Here is a 16875-nt window from a genome sequence, read left to right on the forward strand (position 1 = left end):
GGCCGCTCGTCAGTCGTGTCGTGCGGCGGATTCCTGCAGCAATTCCCAGGCTCGCCTAACGTGCCTCTCTTCCGTTCGGATATTCCCGACCGCGAGACGCAGTACATACCGCCCATCGAGCTTCGTGTGCGAGAGAAACACTTCGCCGCTCGCGTTGACCCGCTCGAGGATCCGCGCATTTCGGTCATTTAGCACTTCCTCATGAATACCGGCCGGGGCATATCGGAAACAGACGAGCGAGAACGGCACCGGCGCCACGACTTCCCACTCCGTCTCGGCGCGCACCCAGTCGGCAAATTCACGTGCAAGGGCGCAGTGCGTGCGTATGCGCGCCGCGAGGCCGGCGGTGCCAAAGCCACGAATCACCATCCAGAGCTTGAGCGCGCGGAAGCGGCGGCCGAGCTGAACGCCATAGTTCATGAAGTCGACGACCGACTCGCGCTCGGGCGTGACCAGATACTCGTGCACCAGCGAGAACGCGCGCTCGAGGACGTCGGGCCGCGTCGTGAAGAAGGCCGAGCAATCGAATGGCGTAAAGAGCCACTTGTGAGGATTCACCACGAGCGAATCCGCGTGCTCGACGCCGGTAAGAATGCTGCGCATCTCGGGAACGATCGCGGCAATGCCCCCATAGGCGCCGTCCACGTGCAGCCAGATCTTCTCACGCCGACAGATCTCGGCGATGTGCGGAACGGGATCGATACTCGTCGTGCTCGTCGTGCCCACGGTCGCGACGCAGGCGAGCGGGAGGAAGCCGCACGCGTTGTCGTCGGCGATCGCCGCGGCGAGGGCGCCGGGGCGCATCTGGTAGTCGGCGTCGACGTCGATATGGACGACGTTATCGAGTCCGAAGCCTAACGCGAGCGCCGCCTTGTCGATCGACGAGTGAGCGTGCGTCGACGTGTAGATGCGAAGGCGCGGCAAGTCGGTGCGACCAGCCATGCCGCGCGCGCGGATGTCGAGCTCGGGCTTCGCCTCGCGCGCCGCGGCGAGGGCGAGCATGGACGAAATGGAGGCCGTGTCGTTCAGAAAACCGAACCATCCACCGGGCAGGCCGAGCATCTGGCGCAGCCAGTCGGTCGTGACCTGTTCGAGCTCCGTCGCGGCAGGCGACGTACGCCAGAGCATGGCCTTCACGTCGATCGCTGCGACGAGGAGTTCGCCGATGATTCCGGGTACGGACGAGGAGGTCGCGAAATAGCCGAAGAATCCCGGATGATTCCAATGCGTGATCCCCGGAACGATCTGCGACTCGAAATCGCGAAGGATCTCGCCTAACGGCTCGGCGAGCTCGGGCGGCGACGCTGGCAGCATCTCACGGATCTCACCCGGAACGGCACGTGACAAAACGCTCACGCGCTCGGGGTGATCCAGGTACTGCGCGATCCACTCGAGCGCGGCACGGCCGTGCGTCAGTAGCTCGGCCGTCGGGAGATCTCCGAGGTCCGACGCCGAATGGAGCAGCGGTTCCGTAGAGGACATGCCAGCGTTCCTTGCGATCGACGAATGGAAAATGTAGCGTCCGGCCACTCGATACCTTCGCGACTCCGCCTGCTCATGAGCGTGTCGCCTAGCGCCACCGGAACCACTTGAGGGCCAACCAGAGCGTCGCGATCGCCCACGCCAGCAACAACAGGATCTCCGGACCAACCACGGTCCATCCCTCGCCGCGCAGCATACTCGCTCGTAAGGCATTGTTCGTTGCGGTGAGCGGCAGCGCCTGAATCAATGGCTGGAACGCCTTCGGGAAATTCTCCGACGAGAAGAACACACCGGACAAGACCCACATCGGCATCATCGTCACATTCATCAGCCCAGACGCGCCTTCGATCGTTTGCGCGCGCGACGCGATCAAGAGACCGAGTCCGCCAAAGGCGAACACGCTAGCGAGAATAATGAGCGACAGCTGAATGAACGACCCGCGGACGGGCACGCCGAAAAACACCGCGGCAAAGTCGAGCAGCACGATGACCTCGGCAACGAGCAGCACGAGCCGCGAAATCAGATACGCCAACAGATACTCCACCCGCGACATCGGTGTCGCGACGAGGCGTTTGAGCAACTTCTTACGGCGCGCGTCGACGATGGTGAATCCAAGTCCCCAGATGCTGCTCCCCATGATGTTCATGCCGAGGAGGCCTGGAATGACGAAGTCGATGTAGCGGGAGCCACGTTCGCGCACGTGCGTCTCGCTCACGCCTACCGTGTTGGCGCGGCCATACCCACGCTGGATCGCGTTGTCGACGAGCAGCCGCGCGCTGCGAGCATCGGGTCGCGTTTCATCGAACTGATATTCCACCGTTCCGTCGGCGCGAGGGACAACGACGAGGGCGACGCGTCCGATGCGCAGCGCACCGGACGCGCTGTCGGCCGGGAGCTGCTCGACGGCGAGCCCCGAATCGGCGCGCGCGGCCGCTGTCACGCGTGTCGCCGCCGCCGACGGACCGACCACGGCGATATGCACGACTTCCGCGGGTCGGTTCCGAAACGCGATGCCGAGCCCGATCGCGAGGATGATCGGGAACGCGAATGTCCAGAACACGGCCTCCGGCTCCCGCAGATATTCCTTGAAGCGGACGGACGACAATTGCACGAGCGATGGCGAGATGCCAAAGCGCCGCGGGGTGGACGATGCGAATTCACTCATCGCGCAGCTGCCTCCCCGTCAGGTGGACGAACACGTCCTCGAGGGTCGCCGAGTGCGTGCGCAGTGCGGCGAGCTGGAGGTCGTGCCGCGTCAGCTCGGCCAACAGCGCCGGCACACTGCGATGGAGCTCGCTCGAGCGCAGCTCCCACGCGTTGCCGTTGTTCCCGGCGCCGGAGCGCCGCACGCCGCGGACGCCGTCCATCGCGCGCAGCGTCTGTTCGTTCAGGTCGCCGCCGTCGTGAACGAGCACGAACTCGACCACGTGGTCGGCGCCTAACGACGATATCAGCTCACGAGGTGTGCCAAGCGCGATCACGCGGCCGTGATCGACGATCGCCACGCGATCGCAGAGGCGCTCCGCTTCGTCCATGTAGTGCGTCGTGAGCAGAATCGAGCGACCCATCGACTTGAATTCCTCTACCAATTCCCAGATCTGGCGACGCGACTGCGGATCGAGTCCGGTCGTCGGCTCGTCGAGGAATAGCAGGTCCGGATCGCCCACGATCGCGCATGCCAGCGCGAGCCGCTGCTTCTGTCCACCCGAGAGCTTGCCGACCCGACCGTCGCGCTTTTCGTCGAGCTGCACGAGCCGAATCACATCATCGACCGCACGACCGCGTTGGTAGAAGCTGCGAAAGAGCTCGAGCGTTTCGGCGACAGTCAGCTTCTCCGCCAGCTGTGTCTCCTGGAGTTGGATGCCAAGTCGCTCGCGGAGCTCGCGCTCGTCGCTCGACCACCGGCGGCCGAGCACGACGACCTCCCCTTCGTCTGGCGCGGTAAGCCCCTCGCAGATCTCGACGGTCGTCGTCTTACCGGCACCGTTAGGCCCGAGCAGCCCGAAGCACTCGCCGGTGGCGATCTCGAGATCGAGTCCGTCCACGGCGACGACGTCGTCGTAGCGCTTGCGCAGCCCCCGCACCGACACCGCCAGTGAATTGCTCATGGCGTGACGCGCGTCCCCTGCGCGTAGCGCAACACGTCGTAGAGATAGTGCACACCGAAACCGACATTCTCCACCGAGAGGCGTTCGTCGTTGCCGTGCACACCGCGTTGTGCATCGGTGGTTTCGACCTTGAACGGATCGAAGCCATACGTCACGATACCGAGCTTCCGATACGTCGGCCGATCGGTCGCGCCGGTGAGCATGGGTGTCGTCACGAAGGCGTTCGGATCGCGATCGTGCGCGGCACGCTCGATCGCATGGAAGAATTCCGTTTCGATTGGACTCTCGAGGGCTGGCTTGGGCGCGAGCTCAGGCTCGAAGTGTACCGCCGTGTCGGCGACGACACCCTGCAGTGTGGCGAGAAATTCGTCTGGGTCCGCGTCGGGCAGAAGCCGAACGTCGAGGTCCGCGGACGCCTCGGCCGGAATGACATTCGTCTTGTTAGAGCCCTTGAGTCCCGTGAGCGAGATCGTATTGCGAAGGATCGCGTTCCAGTACACGTCGCTGAGAATCCAGGAGCGCGCCGCTGGATCATTCAACGCTACGCGGACGTTCGACAGCCATTGTTTCTGCTCGCCGGAATAGCTTCGCGAGATGTCGCGGAAGTATTTGTCGACGCCAGGCGTGACGTGCAATGGCGTTTCGTACTTGGCAATCCGATCGAGCGCCGCAACGAGACGCGGCACCGGATTCTTGCTCGTCGGACGTGATCCGTGGGACGGCGTTCCGTGCACGGTCACGTGCTGCCAGAAGGTCCGCTTCTCGGCGATGCCGACACCATAGTACGCAAGCTTTCCGTTCTCGAACTTGTTGTCTCCGCCCTCGGTGATGAGGTATTCCACATCCTTTAGAACGTCGGCGTGCCGATTGACGAAGGTCTCCGCGCCGAGGCCGTCCAACTCCTCGTCGGAGTTGGCGATGAAGACGATGTCGCGATTGAGCGGCACACCGCTGCGCTTGAGCGCGATCATCGCCATGAGGTGGATAATCCCCTCCCCCTTCATGTCTAGCGCGCCGCGTCCCCACACGTAACCGTCCTTGATCCTGCCGGAAAAAGGGTCGACGCTCCAGTAGCGGGGATCGGACGGAACGACATCCATATGGTGGACGAGCGCAATGGCTTTCTTCGTTCCGTTGCCCTTGAGCCGAGCGTAGAGGTTTGCGCGGCCGGCTGGCTTGAGCTCGGCCGTGTCGAGAATCTCCGCAGGGATTCCTTCACGATCGAGGATGCGCTTCAGATAGAGCGCCGTCTGGAGCTCGTTGCCCGGAGGATTGGTCGTGTTGATTCGGATGTAGTCGGCGAGAACCTCCACCGTTTCCTCGCGCAAACGATTCCAATCGATCGAGGCAGACTGCTGCGCGTAGATGAGCGAAGGCATTACCGGAATGAAAGCCGTGGCGACAAGTGCGGCACGGCGAAGAGTAAAGCGCAAGGCAGGCATCAGTTTGGTGAGGGATTGAGACGGAGGCTACCGAAGAGACCGCCGGTGGGCTTCGACGGTCGCGCGACTCGGCCCTAATCGAAAGGACGGCACGGGAGAGCGCAACTCGGGGGTTCCGGTGCAGCCGGTGGACACGTTGCTATGCACATCACCGGAAGCTGCTAGGTCATCGGACGTATGGGTCGTGCGATTAGGTCCGGACATTGTCGGGCCTAACGGCAACCCGTCGTTAGGTGTCCACCGACCACCTGTCGCACGGAGAATCCCCATACCACATCGCCAACGCGCGTACGATGTTCGACCTCTTCTATCCTGGAGTCCTTCCCGGGAGCACGAAGCAGGTGCAGTTGGCCGGCAGCGCCGCGACCGAGCTAGTGACTTCATTGGTCAATGCGCTCGCGTATCAGGCGATCGGTGTAAACGATCTGCTCGCAAGGACACACGGGCACATCCTTTTCGATAACTCGAAAACGACCTATAGCAGCGCCCTTCCGGCGCTGATTCCCGATGCTGCCTATGGTGGGGTCAATGCGGGTATCAGGGCGATATCCGGCGACGCCGGACGTGGTTGCCTGGCTCGAGCACAACTACGAGCCAACGGGCAACCTACAGATCCCGATGCTGACGGTGCACAAAACTCGCGACCGGCTCGTGCCCTTCCGTCACGAGGCGGAATACCAGGCCCGCGTTGAGCCGGTTCTGGAACGGAATGACGCAGAGCGGGTGGGAAAGTGGTGGTTGTCGGCCGAAACCCGATGTTGGTTAAGGTCGTACGCTCAGTCGCCGCAACTCCCATCCGCTCATGTCTATATTCCTCGCCGCGATCGCCGTCAGCTCCGTCGCCCTCCAGGTTCCACAGGCGCAAAAGAAGGACAGCCTCAAGAGAGACAGCGCAGGGGGCGCAATCTCGATCACGAGCGGCAGCGGTCCGAATCGCCGCGGCGATACGATTACGGTAGTGAAGGACAGCACCGATTCAGTGATCGTTGGCGAGCAGCAACGCAGGAGCCACAACTACTCTCGCCGCCTTCCCGTGACAGCCAGGGTCCTTGCGACGGCTTTCAAGGATCAGACTGCGCGTGACCTCCTCGCACGCGCGCGCATCTCGCGGCTGTCGCAGGACTCGGCGCTCCTGAGCTACGACGCCACCGCGTACCAGCGCATTTCGGCAGGGATGGGCTTTTCGAGAATCGGACGCGACCGTCTGATTTTTCGAACTGAGAATGTCTCGCGAGTCAGGTGGCAGCGCGGAATCGGGGCGTGGGTCGATGTAAAAGGCCAGCGAACGGCGATCCCGATCGCGCCGAAAGAGGCGCAGGACGAAGCGCAGGAAGACATGGCCGAGGAAGCCGACATGGCGGCCATTCCCTACTATCCGGGATACGAGGCGCTCTGGGTAATGGGCGAGGCGGCGCGAACGAGCGTCGACGAACGTGAGTTCGTGCACCCCCTCGCTAAGGGGTCGGAGGCGTACTACCAGTATGAAAGCGGCGACTCGATCGAGATTCGCCTTCCGGACAAGTCGAGCGTCAAACTGCGAGAGCTGCGGGTTCGGCCGCGCGAGCCCAAGTGGAATCTCGTGGTCGGGTCGTTCTGGTTCGATACGAAGAGCGGGCAACTCGTGCGCGCAGCGTATCGTTTCGCGGCGCCGATCGACATCTGGGAAGTAGCGAAGCAGGACGACCCCCACTCAACGGACGACGTTCCGCGATGGGTGATGCCGATGATCTCGCCGATGCACGGGCAGATCAGCGCTGTGGCGATCGAGTACGGATTGTACGAGGGGCACTTCTGGCTACCGCGACTGCGCGCTGCCGAGGGCAGTGCCCAGGTGTCGTTCATGCGCGTGCCGTTCAAGATGGAGCAGAGTTTCAAGTACGCGTCGGTGAACGCCGCTGAAAGCCTCCCGGGACCCGTCGTCGTGGCGAATCAGTTGAGGCTCGACACGCTTCCTGACTCCGTGGCGAATCACATGCGCGATTCGCTGCGCGAATTGCGGCACGCGCGTCGTGACTCGGTGAGGGAGGGCCTTCTGAAGGCGCCTCCAAGCCAGTGCGACACGAGCGCCTATCGGATCGTCAGACACTCCGAAGGGTGGCGAAATGGCGTCCAGCTCCAGACGGCCTATCGCGTGCCCTGCGACGTGAAAAAGCTCGCCAACTCTCCTGATCTTCCCGGATCGATCTTCGATCCGGGTGAAGAGGTGTTCGGTGCCAAGGAGCGCGATGCGCTCATCGCCGAGGCGCTTTCCCTCGGAGCGCAGCCGCCATTTCTCCTGGGCTCGGGTCGCTTGCCGCCACCGACGTTGAAATGGGGAGCGCAGTACATGCGATACAATCGCGTGGAAGGCTTCTCCATCGGCGGCGAGGCAGAGCAGCAACTCGGTGGTGGCTACAACGCGCGCGCGCTGGGCCGCATCGGCCTCGCCGACGTCCAGCCTAACGTCGAGCTGTCCGTCGAGCGAACCAATCTCGAGAAGACGTACTCACTGACTGGCTACAATCGGCTCGTCGCCGCGAACGATTGGGGAAATCCACTTTCATTCGGCAGCTCGGTGTCGGCGCTGCTCTTTGGGCGCGACGAAGGATTCTACTATCGCACGACGGGTGTCGAGCTCACGCGTACGCGCGATCCGCGCAGCGACGGCGCGCACATCGACTGGCGTCTATTCTTCGAGAACGAGCGTACCGCCAAGCAGAAGACGGATTTCTCGCTCGGCCCCTCGTTCATTCCGAACATCGTCGCCGAGAACGAGCAATATGTTGGCACAGGCCTGCGCGTGAATCACACCACTGGCCTGGATCCCCGTGGATTGCGGCTCCTGACGGATGTGAGGCTGGAAGCGGCGACGGCGGTCTCGAGGAGCGATACGCTCTGGAATCGTTACGCGCGCGGCGGGGCGGACTTCACGCTCTCGCACGGACTACCCAAGCAGTTGCTCGGCGCCGTTACGCTTTCCGGCGGAACGAGCGTCGGCACGGTGCCGACCCAGCGCCTCTGGTACCTGGGCGGTGCGCAAACGGTGCGCGGCCAGCGCCCGGATACGGCGCAGAGCGGCAATGCTTATTGGTTGACGCGCACCGAGCTGGCGTACGACGCAGGGGGCTTCCGTCCGTCGCTGTTCGGCGACATCGGCTGGACGGGCGACCGAACGCTCCTCTACAAGAACGAAATCGGGCGGCCGATGAGCGGCGTCGGACTCGGCTCTTCGTTCATGGATGGGCTATTCCGCTTCGACGTCGCGCGCGGTCTCTATCCCCAGAAGCGTATTCGCGTCGACATGTACGTCGAAGCTCGCTTCTGATCGTCATTTGGAGTCGCCGTCGGTAAGCTGCGCCTGACGAAGGAGCGCGAGGAGCGCGTCCTCGTCGAACGCGCTCCAATTGTCGGGGATCGGCACGAGCCGCCGGCGATCGTTGCCAGCCTGGAATGCAAGCCACCCATGTTGGAGCGCGGAGGGAATGAGCAGGCGGACCTCGCGTCGCTCCTTCCTGGATCCGTCGCCCGTCTCAGCGATGGGATACTCCCCACTCATGCGGCGCTCGACGACAGAAGGATAGACCTCCCAAACGTCCCACGACTTCCCATCCCCGTCCTTGATCTTCCGATGCGTCATTGGGTGCGTGAAAGGATCGCTGTCTGACCCCGGCACGCTAATGAAAGAGTCGTTCCACTCTGGTCAAATCGATGAGTCTGACTGGCCTTCGGAAGGCGTGAATTACTCGGAGCGCAACGCGACCGCGGGATCAGCGCGACTCGCCTGAATGGCCGGAACCCACGCTGCAGCGACTCCCGTGATCGCGAGCAGCATCGGAATCGTGACGAACGTCACCGGGTCCGCGGGCGCGACGTGGTACAGAAGCGCACCGAGTCCGCGTGTCGCGACGAGCGCCGCCGAGATGCCGATGACGACGCCGACCGTGACGAGCCCGAGGCCGTGCCTAACGACCAGCCATCGCACCTGCCCGATCGGCGACCCGAGGGCGATGCGGATGCCCATCTCGCGCGTGCGGCGTCGCGCGACCTGAGCGAGTACACCGTAGACGCCAACCACGGCGAGCAAGAGCCCCACGCCGGCGAAGACGACGAGCATCGCCATGAGAAAACGCTCACGAGCGAGCGACGCGGCGCGTATCATCTCCATCGAGCGGACGTCGGCGACGGCGACATTGTGATCCATCTCGCCGAGGATGCGACGGATTGCCGGGGCGAGGCCGCTCGGATCACCGTTCGTCCGTGAGAGCAGCGACACCGCGGACTGGATCTCTTGCGCATACGGGATGTACGCCTCGATCAACGGCTCGGAGGAGAGGTCACGCTGGCGCTCGCCGGCGACGACGCCCACGATCGTCGACCACTCCGAGGAGTCGTTAGGTATCTTGTCGAAGGTGATGCGCTGGCCGACGGGGTCCTGGCCCTTGAAGTACTTCTGCGCGACCTGCTCGTTGATGATGAGCACGTGTGGCGCGCCCTGCCTGTCCGCCGCAGTGAAGATTCGGCCGCGGAGCAGCCGCACGTGCATGACGTGGAAGTAATCCGTCATCACGGAGCGATGCGTGATCTCCGTGTAGTACTCGCCCGCAGGGCGTCCGGCGATGGCGAAATCGCTCGTGTAGCCGGTACCAGCGAGAGGAGGCACCGTCGTCACCGCGGCGCCTTCGACGCCAGGGAGGGCCTTGACGCGCTCGACGAGTTGCTCGAAGAAGAGACGCTGTTGGGACGCCGAGTCGTACTTCGGTCCCGACAACGCGATCTGCATCGCGAGCACGCCGCGCGGATCGAAGCCGGGATCGACGCTGATCAGCTCGCGAAAGCTGCGCACGAGCAGCCCGGCGCCTAACGTCAACACGACGGCGAGCGCGACTTCGCCGACCACCAGCAACTCGGTCCAGCGGCGCATGCGGCGCGAATCGCCGCCGCGTCCTCCCTCCTTCAGCGATTCCGCGGGACTGCGACGACCCATCCAGAGCGCGGGCGCCGTACCAAAGAGAATACCGCTTCCGAGCACGATGAGGACAACGTAGCCGAGCACGGTCCAGTCGACCGCGAAGTGCGATGAGCGGAGCATGCCACCCGGCAGCAGCGCCTCGAGCACACGGATGCCGACGACACCGAGTGCGACGCCGGCAACGCCGCCGAGCGCCGAAAGCACAAGACTTTCGGTGAGTGCCTGCTTCGCGAGACGCCGTCGACCGGCGCCGAGCGTCAGGCGGAGCGCCGCCTCACGCTCGCGGCCCGCGGCTCGAACGAGAAGCAGGTTGCCGACATTGGCGCAGGCAATGAGCAGTAGCAGCGCGACGGAGGCGAGCAGCACGAGCAGCGGCAGCTGCGTGTCGCCGACGAGAAAGCGGTGCAGCGGTGTGAGGCCCGCGCCCATGTACTTATTGGTCTCCGGGTACTGCAACTTGAGACGGCTCGCGACCGTCTGAAGCTGCGCGTCGGCAGTCTCGAAGGAGGCGCCGGGAGCGAGCCGCGCGATCGCGCGCACGAAATGAGCACGCCGGAAAAAGATCTTTCTCCGGAGCTCGGGCTTCCACGCCATCGGCTGCCAGATGTCGACGCCCTCGACTGGAAGGGCGAATCCCGCCGGAGCTACGCCGACGATCTCGGTCGGCTGGCCATCGATGCGAATGCTGCGGCCAATGACGTGCCCGTCGGCACCGAAGCGCTCGCGCCAGAAACGATCCGAGATCACCGCAGTGTGCGCGACGCCGCTCGCGGACCAGGTCTCATCAGCCGTGAGCGCGCGGCCGAGCTGCACACGGACACCGAGCAGATCGAAGAAGTTGCCGCTGACACCCGCAGCTTTGAGAATCTGCGGCGTGCCTTCACCGGTCAGCGTCGCCTGCCCGGCGCCCTGGAAATAGAGCGCGACGTCTGCGAACGCGCGAACCTGATCTTTCCAGTCGAATGCGTTCGCAGGCGCGCAGAGCTGTTCGTGCCAGCCCTTCTCGGGATTCTCTTCCCACAGCATAACGAGACGGCCCGGGCTGGCGAAGGGTAGCGGCTTGAGGATCTCCGCATTGACGGCCGAAAAGATGGTGGTGTTGGCGCCGATGCCCAGGGCAAGGGTGATGATTGCCGCACCCGCAAGCACCGGCGCGCGTCGCAGCGTTCGCAGCGCATAACGAGTGTCGGCGATCAGCTCCTCGAGCCAGCGGCCGCGAACGTCCCGGTGCGCTTCCTTGGTCGGCTGGACGCCACCGAAGTCGCGCAGCGCGCGTCGGCGCGCCTCGGCTGGAGGCATCCCGCTTCGCAGATTCTGCTCGGTTTCCATCTCGATGTGAAAGCGGAGCTCTTCGTCCAGCTCGCGTTCGGCGGCGCCGCGGCGGAAGAGCGCACGGAGGCGGGCGCGCAGCCCTTTGACGGTTGCCATCGGATCGCCCTCAGCTGACCTGTAGAATGAGCTCGACCGCCTCGACGTACCGCCGCCAGCTTGCGGCTTCGTCGCCAACGGCGCGGCGACCGGCGCGCGTGAGGTTGTAGTACTTCGCGCGGCGGTTGTTCTCGGTGGTGTGCCACTCGCTTTCGATCCAGCCCTTCTGCTCGAGGCGCTGGAGGGCGGGGTAGAGCGAGCCTTGATTGACGTCGAGCACTCCACGCGAGAACTGCTGGATGCGCTGGCTGATGCCCCAGCCATGCATTGGCGCGAGGGTCAGCGTCTTGAGGACGAGCAGGTCGAGGGTGCCGCGGAGGACGTCGGCGGCAGAGGGAGCGGCGGCCACGGGGCTAGGGGGCTAGGTGTTCACTGAAGCCAGCTTCTCTAGGCTTCCGACAGAAGCTCATCGACGTCCTGTCGGAAGTCAAGAGGAGAGAAGGGACATCCCGTCTCGGGAATTCCGAGCCCACATTGCGCGAGCGATCCTGGATGCGTAGATCCTCAACCTCGTGGGAATCCCGGTCATCCCAACGATGCAGCGAATCGGACGGCTTCTTCGATTCTGGTTCACCTTCGACTCGCCGGTGTCGCGCGGCCAATACGTGCGACACGGGCTGGTGTTGATGCTCGTCAAGTACGTCGTCGACGCGGCGCTGATCTGGCTCGTCGCGCACGTGATGTGGACACCGCTGGATTACTTAACGACGGGCGCGATGTTTCAGCGGTCCACGCTCGCGGTTGCACCGAAGCCACTGCTCTCATTGCTCGCGATCTGGACGCTGCCGTTTCTCTGGATCGGCCTAACGATGAGCATTCGCCGTGCGCTCGATGCTGGCCATTCCGCCTGGCTCGCTTTTCTGTTTTTCATTCCGGTCGCGAACTACGCGCTGATGGCGTTCCTGAGTGCAAGGCCGAGGAACCATTCACGCGATATGGAGCGCATCACTCGGCCGGGCCAGTCGCGGCTTCCGACCGCGCTACTATCGATCGCGATCGGTATCGGTCTCGATATCGGCCTGATGCTCCTCAGCGTTTACGGGCTTCGCGAGTATGGCATTTCGCAGTTTCTCGGCACGCCCTTCGCCGTTTGTGCGGTGAGTGCCTACGTCTTCAACCGTCGTTATACGGCGACCAATGGTGAAACAATCGAGCTCGTGCTGCTCATACTCGCGGCGGCGGCCGGCGTGATGTTCACCTTTGGATTCGAGGGCGCCATCTGCCTGCTGATGGCGTCGCCGCTCGCGATCGGGATCGGATTGCTGGGCGGTACCGTCGGGCGCGCAATCGCACGGCACGACTCCGGGCGTCCGACGCACGCGTTGCTGGCGCTGATCTTGTTCCCGGCGGCGCACCCACTGCTCGAGCCGGGCGGCCCCGCGATACTGCACGAGGTGCGCTCGGCGATCGAGATCGACGCGCCACCGGAGATCGTCTGGTCGCGCGTGATTGCTTTTCCTGAGCTGCCGGAGCCATCTGCGCTCGTTAGGCACATGGGAATTGCGTATCCTCAACGGGCGCACATCGACGGCGCCGGGGTCGGCGCGACGCGCTACTGCGAGTTCTCGACCGGCGCCTTTGTCGAACCGATCACTGTTTGGGATCCGGGGCGGCGCCTCTCCTTCGACGTCGCGCGACAACCGCCGCCGCTTCGCGAGTGGAGTCCATACGCCAACGTGCTACCGCCACACCTCGACGGCTTCTTCCGCGCTCGGCGCGGCGAGTTCCGGTTCGTTCGCCTAACGGGTAACCGGACGCGCCTCGAGGGAAGTACCTGGTACGAGCTGCGCATCTATCCCGAAGCGTACTGGTCGATCTTCGCCGACGTGATCGTGGGGCAGATTCATCGGCGAGTTCTGGAGCATATCCAAGGGCTAGGGGCCAGGAACTAATGGCTCCGGGCTCGCGCGCTCACAACTGTCCCACCTGTGCGCCCCATTGCTCGATCTGAGCGCAATAGCTTGCGTCGTCATAGCGTGACGGTAGGAACCATTTCGCGTAGTCGGGCAGCTTGGCACCAGTGAGATGTGCGGCGAGGAGATCGGCGCCCGCGTGCGAAGCCATGATCCCGAACCCCGAGAGCGCGCCCAACACGTACATGCCCTCGACGGCGAGTGGGCCAACGAGTGGACGATTCTCGCGGCTCTTACAGTAGAATCCGCCGTCGACGAGGCCTTGCGCGGCCATACCGAAGTAGGCCGACATGCCAGGCATCATTCGCGCGCTACCTCGGAGCGTAGCCTCGCCGTAGGTGGGATCGAACCGAGGCGGCCAGGTATACGAACGCGGCTCGATGTCGTACGTCCAGATGAAGTAAACCTCATCGCCATGCGGACCGTCGATGGGCCGAATGTGCACGCCACCGGGAAAGGGCGAGAGCAACCGGAGCGCGTTCTCGGTACGCATGATCGTAATGCGCTCGGCAGCCGTCCACGGCAGAACGACGGGATCGTTCCAGATCAGAAAGGGAAGACTGCGCGCGACGACGCCGCGCGTGTCGCGGAAAGTGAGCTTCGCGTGCAGCTCGTGAAAGAGCGGCAGCTCGAGATCGAGCAAGCGGAGGAGATCCGGCAGTCCGGGGCCCGCGGCGATCGCGACGCGATTCGTTGCGAGGGTTGCGCCAGACGCGAGCCGGACACCGCGCACGCGGCCGCCCTCGGTCGCGAAGCTAGTCACGCGATCGCGCACGAAGGTGACACCGGCAACCGCCGCGCGCTTGAGCATCCAGTCGCCTAACGCGATGGCATTCATCCATCCCGCGCGGCGCACATGGAGCGCCGTCTTCACGTTCGGGGCGAGACCGGGGAAAGCACGACGGGCGGCGTCACGAGGAAGGAGGTCGGCGCCAGTTGGCTGCGTGGTGTACCCCTCGGCTGGCGCGGGCTGATAGTCCGCGGCCTTCCCGATGTGTTCCCGCAATTCGCCCATGCCGAACGCGGAGACCAATCGCGCCGTCGCGCGCAGTCGGTCGGCGCCTTCGTCTTCCGCGGTGACGAAGACATAACCGCGCCGATTCAGTCGATACGCGTTCGCGCTCTCCTCGGCGATCTCTTCGAGGATATCGATGCTGCGCGTCATGTATTGCAGCATTGTCGAATCGGGGCCTGGCCACCAGTTGCGATAGGCCTGCGTGCCCTTGTCGCTCGTGAGCGTCAGCGGCTCGCGCTCGTCGATGAGAACGACTCGGCGGACGCCGTGTCGAACCGCGAGATGATACGCGGCGGCGATGCCGGCGATGCCGGCACCGACGATGACCACTTCGGCGCTTTCAGGCATTTGTACGTTTCGCCGGTTTGCGCCGCGATGCTTGAAAGATGGCGATCCACTTCTCGGCGGACACGCTCGCGATCAGCTCACCGATCACATCGAGCGGGAGGTCGTCGGCCGCGCGAAAGTGGACGCACGATTTTCCCATGTCGAGCTTCCTGCCTGACTCCGCGAATGCGGCACGCAGCCGCCGTTGGTGATCCTTATCGGCGTACACCGACATGAGATAGAGCGAGTTGTAATTCTTCTGCGCCGCAAGCGCGACATACCAGAGTGCCTGCTTGTTCGGCATTGCGAAATGAGCCGTGGGAACGCCGTACACGAGCATGCCGGCTCCGATCGATTCCTCGTACCCGTTAGGCAGGTTCTGCAGGATCACTGCACGCACCGTCGCGAGCGCGGTGCGTCGATCGGCGGGCTGCTGCGCAAGGTACTCCTCGGGAGTCGTCGCGGTTGAGCGCATGGGCGGATGGTGGTTGGAGTTCAGTCTGGCATGGTCGGCGCCTGGCGTGCTCGGCGCCGTCGATGCCGATGCTCCCAGAGGAAGCCAAGCGTCCAGCCTATGGCGAATCCGACGAGCGCACCAACGGCGGCTGCCTTGACAACGACCCACATGAACGCGAGCAGGCCGTGCGCCGGATCGAGACGCCTAACGCCGCGGACGATGAGCAGCCAGTACCGCGCGCCACGCATGAACGCCGCGAGGATTCCGGCGCCGATCGTGAAACCCGCCGTGAAATCGTCGCGGCGGCCGCGATAGTACGACTCTGGGCGCCGTGGACGCGATGAGAAGAGTGCCATCGAAAGGACCGCATGGGGCCGCTCGGTCGGACCACAAAATGCACAGGTCGGTCGCGAATGCCACATGAAGGAGAAAACGATGTCCACGAACGAGCGGGCGGAAGGGGATTATTCGCTGACGGAGCCCGAAAGCGGGCCAGCGGGTGAAGGCTCGCGTCCACACGTCAAACGCGACGCCGAGACGGTCGGCGAGAGCGCCGGCGGATTCCTGGGCGCAACCGGTGGAATGGCGGTCGGCGCAATCGGTGGCCCGGTCGGTCTCGTGGTCGGTGGAATAGCGGGCGCCGTCGGTGGATGGTGGGCCGGTCGCCGTATCCTGGACGCCATGACCAAGGACGACGACGATGCGTTTCGTCGCCACTTTAACCAGGTAGGCCCAGCCGATCAACGCTACGACGACGTTCGCGCGGCGTACGCAGCCGGCCATCTCGCGGGACGAAATCCGGATTACGACGGCCGCTCGTTCGAGGAGGTCGAATCGGATCTGCGGTGCGGGTGGGGGACGGAGATCGTGCGCCACTGCGGCGAGTGGCCGGGCGTGCGCCGCTACGCGCAGGCGGCCTTCGATCGCGCGCGCAATGGTCCGCCGTCAGAGGTCGACGCCGACTGAGCGCGCGCTGAATTCCCAGAGGCGACTTCGCGCCGCGGCGTCGCGCGCCCGGCGCGGTGCCCGGATATAGCGGCCGCCTAACGTGAAACAGACCGGGGTGTCGGTCGGCGTGGATGCCGTGGTCGCGACGACGACTCGCTCGGCAGCCTCATTCGGTGACAGAAACAGCCCACGCCACAGTGGGCGGAGCCAACGCGCGCGCCACCACCAGCGTTCGCGCATCAGATCGGTCATCACAAGCCCAGGGTAAACGCAGACCGCCGAGACGCCAGTGTTCTCGAGCCGCTCCGCCAGCGACGCCGTGAACATGATGTTCGCGAGCTTCGATTGCAGATATGCGCGCGTGCCGTTGTAGTGGTGCTCGCTCTGAAGGTCGTCGAAGTCGATCTTGCCCCAACGCGCAAGCGACGACGAGATTGTGACCACTCGCGAAGGTGATCCCGCTCGCAGGCTCGGCAGCAGCAGATGCGTGAGCAGGAATGGAGCAAGATGGTTCACGGTGAGCGTCGCCTCGAGTCCGTCGCCGCTCAGCGTTCGGCGCAAATGCTGCACGCCGGCATTGTTGACGAGGAGCTGAATGCGCGGAAAGCGTGCGTTGATCTCCTCCGCCGCGGAGCGAATCGACGCGAAAGATGCGAGATCGCACGCGATCGTACTGTGGGCATCGCGGCCGACTGTGACCACAGTCGCGCCACGCCGCGCGAGCTCGGCGGCTGTTGCCTGGCCGATGCCGCGGCTCGCGCCCGTTACGAGGCACACATAGCTTGACGACGTCGCCGCGCGCGTCAT

General features: G+C 64.3%; 14 protein-coding genes. 3 read left to right on the forward strand and 11 right to left on the reverse strand.

The genetic code is table 11. The features are described from left to right. Nucleotides 1–9: 9 nt before the first annotated feature. The 4 genes from VGH98_07930 to VGH98_07945 form a co-directional block, all read right to left on the reverse strand. Nucleotides 10–1482, reverse strand: a complete 1473-nt coding sequence (locus VGH98_07930) for a pyridoxal-dependent decarboxylase (GenBank protein ID HEY2375891.1) — start codon at nucleotides 1480–1482, stop codon at nucleotides 10–12. An 88-nt stretch (nucleotides 1483–1570) separates the two neighbouring features. Then, on the reverse strand, nucleotides 1571–2647 hold the full coding sequence (locus tag VGH98_07935) for an ABC transporter permease (protein HEY2375892.1): 1077 nt from the start codon (nucleotides 2645–2647) through the stop codon (nucleotides 1571–1573). Next, nucleotides 2640–3590: an ABC transporter ATP-binding protein gene (locus VGH98_07940; GenBank protein HEY2375893.1), complete on the reverse strand. Its 951-nt coding sequence runs from the start codon at nucleotides 3588–3590 to the stop codon at nucleotides 2640–2642. Before VGH98_07940 ends, VGH98_07935 begins: the two co-directional genes overlap by 8 nt. After that, the gene (locus VGH98_07945) at nucleotides 3587–5032 is read right to left on the reverse strand and encodes a M20/M25/M40 family metallo-hydrolase (protein HEY2375894.1); all 1446 of its coding nucleotides are present in this window, start codon (nucleotides 5030–5032) and stop codon (nucleotides 3587–3589) included. Before VGH98_07945 ends, VGH98_07940 begins: the two co-directional genes overlap by 4 nt. An 802-nt stretch (nucleotides 5033–5834) precedes the next feature. Between VGH98_07945 and VGH98_07950 the strand changes: the two genes are divergently transcribed. Continuing rightward, nucleotides 5835–8336: a hypothetical protein gene (locus VGH98_07950; protein ID HEY2375895.1), complete on the forward strand. Its 2502-nt coding sequence runs from the start codon at nucleotides 5835–5837 to the stop codon at nucleotides 8334–8336. Nucleotides 8337–8339: 3 nt separating this feature from the next. Here VGH98_07950 and VGH98_07955 read toward each other — a convergent pair whose 3' ends face one another. The 3 genes from VGH98_07955 to VGH98_07965 form a co-directional block, all read right to left on the reverse strand. After that, nucleotides 8340–8648 (reverse strand): hypothetical protein, encoded by a 309-nt coding sequence (locus tag VGH98_07955; protein ID HEY2375896.1) that lies wholly within the window; start codon nucleotides 8646–8648, stop codon nucleotides 8340–8342. Between the two features lie 102 nt (nucleotides 8649–8750). Next, complete coding sequence (locus tag VGH98_07960; GenBank protein HEY2375897.1) at nucleotides 8751–11408, reverse strand: ABC transporter permease; 2658 nt, start codon at nucleotides 11406–11408, stop codon at nucleotides 8751–8753. Nucleotides 11409–11418: 10 nt separating this feature from the next. Further along, nucleotides 11419–11757, reverse strand: coding sequence for a PadR family transcriptional regulator (locus tag VGH98_07965; GenBank protein ID HEY2375898.1), 339 nt, complete (start codon nucleotides 11755–11757; stop codon nucleotides 11419–11421). Nucleotides 11758–11944: 187 nt separating this feature from the next. On the opposite strand from VGH98_07965, the gene VGH98_07970 reads away from it, so the two are divergent. After that, nucleotides 11945–13300: an SRPBCC family protein gene (locus VGH98_07970; protein ID HEY2375899.1), complete on the forward strand. Its 1356-nt coding sequence runs from the start codon at nucleotides 11945–11947 to the stop codon at nucleotides 13298–13300. A 19-nt stretch (nucleotides 13301–13319) separates the two neighbouring features. Here VGH98_07970 and VGH98_07975 read toward each other — a convergent pair whose 3' ends face one another. Genes VGH98_07975 through VGH98_07985 form a run of 3 tightly spaced genes read right to left on the reverse strand, consistent with a single transcriptional unit; the run spans nucleotide 13320 to nucleotide 15476 of the window. Further along, nucleotides 13320–14684 (reverse strand): FAD-dependent oxidoreductase, encoded by a 1365-nt coding sequence (locus tag VGH98_07975; GenBank protein ID HEY2375900.1) that lies wholly within the window; start codon nucleotides 14682–14684, stop codon nucleotides 13320–13322. Beyond that, nucleotides 14677–15138, reverse strand: a complete 462-nt coding sequence (locus VGH98_07980) for a DUF1801 domain-containing protein (GenBank protein ID HEY2375901.1) — start codon at nucleotides 15136–15138, stop codon at nucleotides 14677–14679. The genes VGH98_07975 and VGH98_07980 overlap by 8 nt, the downstream gene beginning before the upstream one ends. Nucleotides 15139–15158: 20 nt before the next feature. Next, nucleotides 15159–15476 carry a hypothetical protein gene (locus VGH98_07985; GenBank protein HEY2375902.1) on the reverse strand — a complete coding sequence of 106 codons (318 nt, stop codon included), beginning with the start codon at nucleotides 15474–15476 and terminating at the stop codon, nucleotides 15159–15161. Between the two features lie 79 nt (nucleotides 15477–15555). On the opposite strand from VGH98_07985, the gene VGH98_07990 reads away from it, so the two are divergent. Further along, nucleotides 15556–16086, forward strand: coding sequence for a hypothetical protein (locus tag VGH98_07990; GenBank protein HEY2375903.1), 531 nt, complete (start codon nucleotides 15556–15558; stop codon nucleotides 16084–16086). On the opposite strand, the gene VGH98_07995 is transcribed toward VGH98_07990, so the two are convergent. Continuing rightward, the gene (locus VGH98_07995) at nucleotides 16066–16875 is read right to left on the reverse strand and encodes an SDR family NAD(P)-dependent oxidoreductase (GenBank protein ID HEY2375904.1); all 810 of its coding nucleotides are present in this window, start codon (nucleotides 16873–16875) and stop codon (nucleotides 16066–16068) included. The two genes, VGH98_07990 and VGH98_07995, sit on opposite strands and share 21 nt — an antisense overlap.

The sequence above is a fragment of the Gemmatimonadaceae bacterium genome (assembly GCA_036496605.1).
GTDB lineage: Bacteria > Gemmatimonadota > Gemmatimonadetes > Gemmatimonadales > Gemmatimonadaceae > AG2.

What these genes read in the sequence shown, in the direction of transcription:
- VGH98_07950 (HEY2375895.1), top strand. Translation starts at nt 5,835, where the DNA reads ATGTCTATATTCCTCGCCGCGATCGCCGTCAGCTCCGTCGCCCTCCAG.
- VGH98_07945 (HEY2375894.1), bottom strand. Translation starts at nt 5,032, where the DNA reads ATGCCTGCCTTGCGCTTTACTCTTCGCCGTGCCGCACTTGTCGCCACG.
- VGH98_07995 (HEY2375904.1), bottom strand. Translation starts at nt 16,875, where the DNA reads ATGACGCGCGCGGCGACGTCGTCAAGCTATGTGTGCCTCGTAACGGGC.
- VGH98_07980 (HEY2375901.1), bottom strand. Translation starts at nt 15,138, where the DNA reads ATGCGCTCAACCGCGACGACTCCCGAGGAGTACCTTGCGCAGCAGCCC.
- VGH98_07985 (HEY2375902.1), bottom strand. Translation starts at nt 15,476, where the DNA reads ATGGCACTCTTCTCATCGCGTCCACGGCGCCCAGAGTCGTACTATCGC.
- VGH98_07970 (HEY2375899.1), top strand. Translation starts at nt 11,945, where the DNA reads ATGCAGCGAATCGGACGGCTTCTTCGATTCTGGTTCACCTTCGACTCG.
- VGH98_07935 (HEY2375892.1), bottom strand. Translation starts at nt 2,647, where the DNA reads ATGAGTGAATTCGCATCGTCCACCCCGCGGCGCTTTGGCATCTCGCCA.
- VGH98_07975 (HEY2375900.1), bottom strand. Translation starts at nt 14,684, where the DNA reads ATGCCTGAAAGCGCCGAAGTGGTCATCGTCGGTGCCGGCATCGCCGGC.
- VGH98_07955 (HEY2375896.1), bottom strand. Translation starts at nt 8,648, where the DNA reads ATGACGCATCGGAAGATCAAGGACGGGGATGGGAAGTCGTGGGACGTT.
- VGH98_07990 (HEY2375903.1), top strand. Translation starts at nt 15,556, where the DNA reads ATGTCCACGAACGAGCGGGCGGAAGGGGATTATTCGCTGACGGAGCCC.
- VGH98_07960 (HEY2375897.1), bottom strand. Translation starts at nt 11,408, where the DNA reads ATGGCAACCGTCAAAGGGCTGCGCGCCCGCCTCCGTGCGCTCTTCCGC.
- VGH98_07940 (HEY2375893.1), bottom strand. Translation starts at nt 3,590, where the DNA reads ATGAGCAATTCACTGGCGGTGTCGGTGCGGGGGCTGCGCAAGCGCTAC.
- VGH98_07930 (HEY2375891.1), bottom strand. Translation starts at nt 1,482, where the DNA reads ATGTCCTCTACGGAACCGCTGCTCCATTCGGCGTCGGACCTCGGAGAT.